General features: G+C 65.6%; 3 protein-coding genes. 1 reads left to right on the top strand and 2 read right to left on the bottom strand.

Annotated features, from left to right (window positions below):
• The first annotated feature begins 91 nt into the window (after positions 1 to 91).
• Positions 92 to 364 (top strand): DUF2061 domain-containing protein, encoded by a 273-nt coding sequence (locus DBR23_RS22800; RefSeq protein ID WP_108499675.1) that lies wholly within the window; start codon positions 92 to 94, stop codon positions 362 to 364.
• A gap of 218 nt (positions 365 to 582) precedes the next feature.
• On the opposite strand, the gene DBR23_RS22795 is transcribed toward DBR23_RS22800, so the two are convergent.
• Together DBR23_RS22795 and DBR23_RS22790 are read right to left on the bottom strand one after the other, a co-directional pair.
• Positions 583 to 888 carry a flagellar basal body protein gene (locus tag DBR23_RS22795; RefSeq protein ID WP_015016359.1) on the bottom strand — a complete coding sequence of 102 codons (306 nt, stop codon included), beginning with the start codon at positions 886 to 888 and terminating at the stop codon, positions 583 to 585.
• Between the two features lie 94 nt (positions 889 to 982).
• On the bottom strand, positions 983 to 1,801 hold the full coding sequence (locus tag DBR23_RS22790) for a LysR family transcriptional regulator (RefSeq protein ID WP_233250685.1): 819 nt from the start codon (positions 1,799 to 1,801) through the stop codon (positions 983 to 985).
• Positions 1,802 to 1,803 lie beyond the last annotated feature (2 nt).

Below are 1,803 nucleotides of genomic sequence, written 5' to 3'. Positions count from 1 at the left end.
GATGATCAATTGGCTTTCGCTATTGCGAATCACTACCATTCAACCATCCCTGCTGCACCGCTGCAGGCTCTGTTGAACCAAGGAGTCCGCCATGTCCCTCATCCGCCGCGTTGCCCGCCAGAACCAAACCATGCTGATGAAGACGGGCAGCTACTACCTCATCCACATCTGCGTGGCCGCCCTGGTGGCCTATGCCGTCACTGGCAACCTGTGGGCTTCGCTCACCCTGAGCCTGCTGGAGCCCACGGTGCAGGCGGTGGCCTTCTTCTTCCATGAAAAGGCGTGGGACCGGGCTGGCCGGCGCACCGCTCGCCAAAGCGCTACTGCATCGCCCAGCAGCAGTCCAGCCCTTCAGGGCGCCTGAACAAACTCACGACAAGGAGCACCACCATGTACGCCATTCCACTGCGCAGCCGCACCGCCTCGGGCCTGGCCTTTCAGCGCTGGCTGGTCCAGCGCCTGGCGGGGCTTGCCCATACCAGCTGATAACAGGCAATCCTCTCTGCTTGCGCCAGAAACGAACATGCCCCGGCCAGCGGGGCATGGGGGTGGGTATGCAAATGGACGCTGAATGGGCAGCGCTCAGGCCTTCACATCCAGCAAGGAGCCCATCATTTCGTCCTGCGTCTTGATGGTCTGCAGGTTGGCCTTGAACGCGTAGGTGGCCGACATCTGCTCCACCGCTTCCTGCTCCAGCGCCACGCCTTTGGCGTCCTGCTCGCGTTGCACGGTGGCGCGCACACCGGCGCTTTCGGCCACTTCTTCTTGTGCAACCACCTCGCGGCGGTAGCCGGGGGTGTTCATGTTGGCCACGTTGTTGGCCGACGCGTCCAGCCGCAACTGGGCGGCCTGGAGGCCTGAACTGCCGATGGAGGAAATACTGGCCATGGGCGCTGCTCCCGATGTCACACAATGTTGCAAAGAAGGTGAATTGTCCGCCTCGCCAAGGGCGCTGGCAAGCCGCAGCCCCGCAATGCCCCTGTCAGCGACCAGGGCGGTGCGCGTCTTCCAGGCATTGCGCAAACGCCTGGGCCGCGCGGGCGGGTGCGGGCGAGCGGCGCATCAGGCTCACAAACTGGCAGTGGTAGTGGAACAGCGACGGGTTCACGGCCTGCATGCGGCCCTGGCGCTCGAAGGCCTCGGCGTAGTGGTCGGGCAAGAACCCGAGAAAGCGGCCCGACAGGATCAGCGTGGCGATGGACTCCTGGTCAAACCCCGTGGCCGCACGCTGCAGCCGGGCCTGGTGGCTCAACTCCATATTGGGCGAGTGGTAGCCCAGCCCCGCAAACTGGTATCCGCGCACGGCATGCCAGTCGGCCGGAGGCGATGACGCCCCAAACAGCGGGTGGCCCGCGCCGCAGTACAGCAGCATGGTCTCGCCAAACAGGTCGGCGTAGGCCAGGCTTTGCGAGCTGCGGTGCGCGGGGATGATGCCCACCTGGTAGCTGCCGTCGATCACACCGCGCTCGATGGCGTTGATGGAGCCCACATGCAGTTGCAGTTGCACATCGGGGGCCTGGGCGGTGAAGGCGGCAATCGCCTCGCCAATGCGGGCGGCCGGGTTGCTGGCGGTCTTGTCGAACACCGCCACGGCGAGCTGCCCGCCCATGCGCGAGTGGATGTCGTCCACGCTGTCGCGAAAGCTGCGCACCGAGGCCAGCAGGCGCAGGGTTTCGTCATACACCCGCTGCCCCTCGGCCGTCAGCGCAAACCCCGCCCGCCCCCGGCGGCACAGCGTGAGGCCCAGGCGGGCTTCCAGGTCCTTGATGTGGCGGCTCACAGTGCTGGTGCCGATGTTCAGCT

The sequence above is a fragment of the Acidovorax sp. HMWF018 genome (assembly GCF_003061035.1).
Taxonomy (GTDB): domain Bacteria; phylum Pseudomonadota; class Gammaproteobacteria; order Burkholderiales; family Burkholderiaceae_C; genus Acidovorax; species Acidovorax delafieldii.
The sequence above is the reverse complement of the archived record's forward strand: the minus strand, read 5'-3'. Positions and strand labels throughout refer to the sequence as shown.

Bases quoted from the DNA above. Each gene is read 5' to 3' on its own strand.
- DBR23_RS22795 (WP_015016359.1), bottom strand. From the start codon at position 888: ATGGCCAGTATTTCCTCCATCGGCAGTTCAGGCCTCCAGGCCGCCCAG.
- DBR23_RS22800 (WP_108499675.1), top strand. From the start codon at position 92: ATGTCCCTCATCCGCCGCGTTGCCCGCCAGAACCAAACCATGCTGATG.